Genomic DNA, 6,715 nt, shown 5'->3' with positions numbered 1-6,715 from the left:
TTCGCCCGAGAACATCTTTCCAACCCTTCCCTGCTTCAAGGGAGGGGTGCCCCGAAGGGGCGGGGTGGGTCACGCCCGGAGGGGTGGGTAGAACGGCAGGGGGCCGAACTCTAGTAAGTCACCACCGAGAAGCTTTCCCAGCCGCCGACGGAGGTGCGGTTGGCGATCAGTGGGTTGACGCCGGCGTTGTCGGCGCAGACATACATGCTGTTGACCGTTGCTTTCAGGCCGATCCGGCCGCTGCCGGCGTCGACTTCCGTGAACGTTTCCCAGGGGCCATAGGAAGCGCGGTTGGCGATCAGGGCGTTGGCGCCGGCGTTTTCGGCGCAGACGTACATGTTGTTAGCCACGGAGCGCAGGGCGATGTTGCCGCCGCCGGCGTCGACGACCACATATTTCTCGGAATTGCTGACCGAAGTTGCGCTGGCGATCAGAGGGTTGACGCCCGCAGTCACGTACTTGCTGTTGGCGCCCGTTGCCTGCAGCGAGACGGTAGTTCCGGGAACCAGCTTGCGGGTGGTCTGCCAGCTGTTGTTGGTAACGGTGGCGGTGTAGCCGCTGGAGTTGTTGACGTAGGCAGCGCGCCCGGCGTTCAGGCCGGTGACGGTGTTGAAGCTGATGGTCGCGGAACCAGTCGGCGCCGGGTAGAAGGGCGGCGCGATCACAATGCCGTCCAGCGCGGGCGAGGAGATCGTGTTGCTCTGGAAGGTGATGTTCGAACTGGTGGAGAAGCCGACGCCGTTATAGAGCGCATTCTGCACCGTGTTATTGCTCACCGTGACGCCGGAGACTGTACCGGTGCTCTGGCCGTCGCCGCCGTTGCCGATGTGCAGCGCGGGCTGGCCCTGATTGAACCCGTTGCCGCCGCAGCGCACCACGACGTTGCCCGAGACGGTCCCGGAGACCAGGTCCGAGCCGTTCGTTCCGAATTTGCCCACGCCCAGGCCGATATAGCGCGCGGTGTCGCTCATGTAGTTATTCAGGACTTGGTGTCCGCCGCCGCCATAGATTCCCAGGCACTTGCCGCCCCAGATCGCGACGATGGTGTTGTTCGTCATGGTCGTGTTCGACATCGGCGTGTAGTTCGTGCTGCCATTGTAATTGACGGAGTTGATCGCCATGCCGTCGTCGCCCGTGCCGCGCACGAAGTTGTTGGTCGCGGTCAGGTTATTTCCCACTGTGCCGGTCAGCGCGACATTGTTGAGGTTGCAGCCGTCGGCCCAGATGCTCGTCAGGCGGCAGTTCTGCACTTTGCCGCCGGTTCCCGAGGCCCAGAAACCGGACATCGTGTGCTGGGTCCAGATATTCTCCGCCAGCCAGTTGGTTCCTGTCGTGTCCATGCCGCCGCCGCATCCGTCGGCGCTGGCTCGGCTCGGCGCGTTGGCGTCCAGCGCGAAGTTGCGGACTGTACAGGAGGTTAGATTAAAGATGGCGCCGAGTGGGTTCGGGTTGGGCAGGTTCATATTCCGATAGATCGTGCTGTACCACATGCCCGCGCCCTGGATGGTGACGCCCGTGGCGTTGAGTCCGCCCTGTGTCTTCACATAGAATACGCCCGAGGGAATCCAGACGCTCTTGCCCTGGGACTGGGCCGCATTGATGCAGTTCTGGATCGACGTAGAGTTGTCCGTCGTGCTGCTGTTCGCCACCGCGCCATACGTGGTAATGCTGAGCGAGTTAGCGGGCTGGGCGATCGCGGCGGGCGGATTCTCCACATCCACGACGTCCACATAGTAAAAGGCGGCGGAGTTCGCTGCGTCCTTCTGAAGCTTGATCGTCGCTCCGGCGGGGATCGCCGCGCCGGTCACGAATGTGTGAACGTCGTCGTAGAATACGCGCGGGTTGCCTAAAGCGGGATTTTGATCGTTGCCCTGATAGTTGCTGCCTTCGTAGAGCCAGGTCTGCTTGGAGCTTAAATTGATCGCCTGCCGAAACGTTCCATTCACGTAGAGATTGAGCGTGGATGTCGTTCCGCCGCCGCCCGAAGTATCTGGCATACACGCGCGCACATTGATGGCGGTGACATTCCCGCCAGTATTATTCGTCCACTGCACGTATTGCCCATTGCCGTTTAGCTGCACGTAGGCATGTCCGGACGCTTCCAATGTCGGGCTGGAATACTGCGTGGTCGGCGCGGACGTCAGCGACACCACGGAGGCGCCGCCTCCGATCGCTCCCGACTCGGCCTCGTAGCTCGTAAACGGCGTCGTCGCGCCGACAGCGTGCGCCTGGGTCGTAATTCCCGAGAGTGCGCCGGCGATCATCGGGACGCACAGAAGCTTTGTGAATGTCTTCATTGATTTCTTCTTTCCTGGGGGCGTGAGAGTGATCTGTGCAGCAATAATTTCTATCAGTACATCTTGCCAAGTGAGGCAAGGCGCTTGATATGTTTCACCCTGCCTCTCAGTATAAGTGATGCGCGGCGGCGTGTCTAGTCACAATGCCATCGATTTCTTGACGGATTCTCTGGTATCGCGCCCACAGCTGAAGCAATGGTCTAGTCAGGGGTAAGCAAGCTGAAGCAGGCTGTCAGGTTAGGAAAGGATAAGAACGGCGTTTGCCACAATCCGAAATCCGGCAGTCGGCTTTAGCCGCCTTCCCCCTGCGTAGACCATTGCTTCAGCTGTGGGAAAAGGAGGCAATCAGTTCTCGTAAAGATTTTCTCGGCGTGTATCTTCATCAGAGATCACATGAACGGGAACGCCAATGCTTCCGATCAGCGCTTCCCATTCTTCTACACTCAGCGATGGCGTCTCGCATACGCCCGTTTTGTCCATGGGCTTCGGGAAATTATCCTCTTCTATCATACTTTCTCCAGCTTCGCAAACCCCATATCCAGCTTCTTAATTCCATTCGGCGCGGGGAACGCAATCGTCACCAGAGAATCCCCCTCGAAGCTGATGACCGTGCCCGTGCCGAACTTCTCGTGTTTGACCTTTTGGCCGAGATTGAACGGTCGGTCGGGGGGCGGGGCGGAGGTCGTGCGGGATTTTTGGGCGGCGCCTCGGGAAAGGTCGTCCCATTTGGGGGCGATATGGCTTTCGGCGCGGTATTGGTTGGCGCCGAGTGTGCTTTGGTAGGGCTCCATGGACTGCTGTCGGCGGGTGGACTTCGCTAAGAAGAGCGACATGGGGATCTCGGAGATAAAGCGTGATACGGGGTTGCGCTGGGTTTGGCCGAAGAGCGTGCGCGCGCCGGCATAGGACATATAGAGTTCGGTCTGGGCGCGGGTGATGCCAACGTAGCATAGCCGGCGCTCTTCTTCGAGCTCGGTCTGCTTGCCCATGCTGCGGCTGTGTGGGAAGACGGCTTCCTCCATGCCGATCATGAACACAATGGGGAACTCCAGGCCCTTGGCGGCGTGCAGGGTCATGAGGGTGACGGAGTTGGCGTCGTCCTCCAAAGAATCCAGATCGGAGACGAGGGCGACGTTTTCCAGGAACATCGTCAGCGTGCGGTCCTCGGCTTCGAGGGTTTGTTCTTCGAAAGAATGGGCGACGGTGAGAAGTTCGCGGACGTTTTCAATACGCGAGTCGGCCTCGGGCGTCTTTTCGCGCTTGAGGGCGTCGATGTAGCCCGACGTATCAATGACGTTCTGCAGCAGCTCAACCACGCCCTGGCTTTCGCGCCTGCCGATCAGATACTCCAGCATCTTGACGAACGCGGTGACGTTATGCCGGGTGCGCGACGACAGCTCGATCTCGTTGACGCGACGGCAGGCGTCCCAGAACGAAATCTCATATCGGGCGGCGAAGTTGTTGATCTTATCGATGGTCGTCACGCCGATGGCGCGGGCGGGCACGTTGATGATGCGCCGCATCGAGAGGCCGTCAAATGGGTTCGTGATGACGCGCAGATACGCGACGATGTCCTTGATCTCACGCCGTTCGTAGAACCGCACGCCGCCGACGATCTTATACGGGATACGATAGTTGATGAACTGTTCTTCCATCGCCCGCGACTGCGCGTTGGCTCGATAAAGCACGGCGAAGTCCTGGTAACGACGGTCGCCGGTGATGGTGGCTTCCTTGATGACGTTGACGATCGCGACCGCCTCCTCCACCTCGTTCGGCGCCTCGATCAGCGTCACCGCCTCGCCTTCCGCCTTCTCCGTCCAGAGCCGCTTGTCCGCGCGGCCTCTGTTGTTCTTGACCACGTGATACGCCGCGTCCAGGATCGTGCGCGTGGAGCGATAGTTCTGCTCCAATTTGATAATCGTGGCGTCGGGGAAGTCTTTCTTGAAGTTCAGAATGATCTGGACATTCGCGCCGCGAAACGCGTAGATGCTCTGGTCGTCGTCGCCGACCGCGCAGATATTTCGATACTTGCCCGAGAAGAGTGAAAGCAGCGTGTACTGGCTATCGTTGACGTCCTGAAACTCATCGCAGTGGACATACTGGAAGCGCGTCTGGTAGTGCTCGCGCGCCTTGTCCGATTGCTGAAGCAACTGCACGGTCTTCATAATCAGGTCATCGAAGTCCAGCGCATTCGACAGCGCCAGCTTCTCCTGATACGACTGATACACCCCCGCCACCGCCCGTTCGAACGGCGACGCCGTGTAGTCGGCCTTGATATCTTCCGGCCCCTGCATCGTCTCTTTGTACTTGCTGATCTGCGACAGGATCGCGCGCGGCGCGAACTGCTTCTCATCGAGATGATGCTCCTGCACCGCCTCTTTGATGAGCGACAATTGATCGCCATCATCATAGATGACAAAATTCTTGTCCAGCCCGATCATCGTCCCGCGCTCGCGCAGAACCCGCGCGCACAGCGAGTGAAACGTCCCCGCCCACAGCTCCCGCGTGACCGTCTCGCCCACCAGCCGCACGATCCGCTCCTTCATCTCCGCCGCCGCCTTGTTGGTAAAGGTGACCGCCAGGATGTTATAAGGCCGCACATACCGCTCCCGGATCAGATACGCAATCCGCTTCGTCAGCGCATTCGTCTTACCCGACCCGGCGCCGGCAAAGATCAGCAGCGGCCCGGTTTCATGCAGCACCGCCTGTGTTTGAGGCTCGTTCAGGCCTTCGATGAGTAGGGAGTCCATGAAGTTATTATACCGGATAGAGGAGCATCCGTTCGACACAAGGCGAAATCGCTTGCGTGGACACCCTGATGATGGTAGTATAACAGTAAGAACCAAGCGGAGGTGAAATCATGGCTCACTACATTGCAACGGTGCTCGACGACAGGCGATTGGAGCTCCCCCAAGGCGCGCTCAACCTTGTCCGCCCAGGGCAGGAAATCGGGATCGACTTGGAAGAAGCTGGGCCTGAACCGAAGCCCAACGAACGGCTTCTGGCTGCCTTGCGTGATATTACGGAATTGACCAAGGACCTACCCGAGACAGACGGATCGAAGACGGATCGTATTGTCCGTGAAGGCCGCGAGGGGGCGATGTATGGCTGCGATCCCGCCGAATAATATTGGAGCAGTTGTGATTGACGCCAATATCGTAATTGCCTTGGCGTCACGCGAGGCTGGCAGAGTCAATATCGTCAATCAGGAGTTATTGCACTATGTCAGCCTCGGTTATGATTGGTACGCTCCCGGCGCAATCGTCTCGGAAGCTCTGTATGCGCTCTGTCAAAAACTCAACACCGGCGTTCTTGACGCCGCACAGCACCAAACCGCCATCATCACACTTCAGAGAACCTTAACTGATGTTTTCCCGCCGCCTCAAGGTGAGCACTCACTGATTCAGCGGGCGGAAGAGATCCGAATTGGCTATGGATGCAGCCGCTCGGCAGATACTCTTTACATCGCGCTAGCCGAAGAATTGTCGCAGTCAATGCCGACGGTATTACTGACATTTGACCAGGATTTGCCCAAACAAGCGGCAAAAAATGCTCCCAATGTCAATGTAAAGCTGCTCTAACGATTCCGATTCACCGCCTTATGGAAGTATGCAGCAACCAGCGACGAAACAATGCCGCTATTGAGATTGAGCAAGCGCCGGGTATTTCGAATAAGCATAAACGAGTGATTCAAGATTCTTGAGCAGGCAGGCGGGATTCGCTAGGAAGCAACAAGTATTATGATGATCAAGCTGTTCAAAGCGCCGGACAGTTATTGGGAAGGCTGGGTCCACGATTCTGCCTTGACAATCCACTGGGGCAGAGTCGGCGAGAAGGGTGAGGCGAAAACGGGGCGACCAGTCAGTGGTGATCCCCAGCCGTTCCTAGAGCAATTCGCAGCGGAGCAACGGGCCGAAGGGTTTCGTGATCGCACAGACGAAGACTACACGGACTTCGTCATCCAGTACCGCATCGACGGCTTTGGCTCTGAGAACGACATTGGGCGCCGTCATGAGATCGAGTCTCTTATGGACGAATGCTTGGGCTGGACGGGAAATGGGCATTGCGATGGCGGGGATATTGGGTCCGGCTCTATGAACGTGTTTTGTATGGTATTCGACGTGCAGGCGGCGTATCGAACCATTTGGAGTGAACTGACCGAGCGTAAATGGGAAAACGGCGTTACGCTAGCCTACGCCAAAGATGAGGATGAGTACGTTGTTTTGCATCCCGAAGGCGGGACTTTCTCCCTCTTATAAACTGAGAGTCAGGTAAGTCATAAATGGAAGAAGACATCCACCGATCGGGATTGACGGTTCGCTTTCGGGGCAGCGAATGGACCCCAGACAATAAGACCCGCTACATGGCGTTTTGGGCGCGGCACGATGACTATGAGTTTGTCGGCGAGACTGAATTTG

The 6,715-nt window shown here is 58.1% G+C and carries 6 protein-coding genes; 3 read left to right on the top strand and 3 right to left on the bottom strand.

What is annotated here, in order from left to right; all coding sequences use genetic code 11:
• Positions 1 to 110 precede the first annotated feature (110 nt).
• The 3 genes from ABIZ35_RS25330 to pcrA all read right to left on the bottom strand — a co-directional run bounded on the left by ABIZ35_RS25330 (position 111) and on the right by pcrA (position 5,047).
• A complete protein-coding gene (locus tag ABIZ35_RS25330) occupies positions 111 to 2,297 on the bottom strand; it encodes a coagulation factor 5/8 type domain-containing protein (RefSeq protein WP_348222719.1) in 2,187 nt (728 codons plus the stop codon).
• Between the two features lie 345 nt (positions 2,298 to 2,642).
• Positions 2,643 to 2,807 carry a hypothetical protein gene (locus tag ABIZ35_RS25325; RefSeq protein ID WP_348222718.1) on the bottom strand — a complete coding sequence of 55 codons (165 nt, stop codon included), beginning with the start codon at positions 2,805 to 2,807 and terminating at the stop codon, positions 2,643 to 2,645.
• Entirely contained in the window at positions 2,804 to 5,047 is a 2,244-nt protein-coding gene (pcrA, locus tag ABIZ35_RS25320) for a DNA helicase PcrA (RefSeq protein ID WP_348222717.1), read from the bottom strand. The genes ABIZ35_RS25325 and pcrA overlap by 4 nt, the downstream gene beginning before the upstream one ends.
• A gap of 110 nt (positions 5,048 to 5,157) precedes the next feature.
• Here pcrA and ABIZ35_RS25315 point away from each other — a divergent pair, with 110 nt between their 5' ends.
• The 3 genes from ABIZ35_RS25315 to ABIZ35_RS25305 all read left to right on the top strand — a co-directional run bounded on the left by ABIZ35_RS25315 (position 5,158) and on the right by ABIZ35_RS25305 (position 6,556).
• A complete protein-coding gene (locus tag ABIZ35_RS25315) occupies positions 5,158 to 5,424 on the top strand; it encodes a hypothetical protein (protein WP_348222716.1) in 267 nt (88 codons plus the stop codon).
• Positions 5,402 to 5,878 (top strand): type II toxin-antitoxin system VapC family toxin, encoded by a 477-nt coding sequence (locus tag ABIZ35_RS25310; protein WP_348222715.1) that lies wholly within the window; start codon positions 5,402 to 5,404, stop codon positions 5,876 to 5,878. The genes ABIZ35_RS25315 and ABIZ35_RS25310 overlap by 23 nt, the downstream gene beginning before the upstream one ends.
• Before the next feature lie 159 nt (positions 5,879 to 6,037).
• Positions 6,038 to 6,556: a hypothetical protein gene (locus tag ABIZ35_RS25305; protein WP_348222714.1), complete on the top strand. Its 519-nt coding sequence runs from the start codon at positions 6,038 to 6,040 to the stop codon at positions 6,554 to 6,556.
• Positions 6,557 to 6,715: the final 159 nt, after the last annotated feature.

Source organism: Capsulimonas sp., from assembly GCF_039929585.1.
Classification (GTDB): domain Bacteria; phylum Armatimonadota; class Armatimonadia; order Armatimonadales; family Capsulimonadaceae; genus Capsulimonas.
The sequence above is the reverse complement of the archived record's forward strand: the minus strand, read 5'-3'. Positions and strand labels throughout refer to the sequence as shown.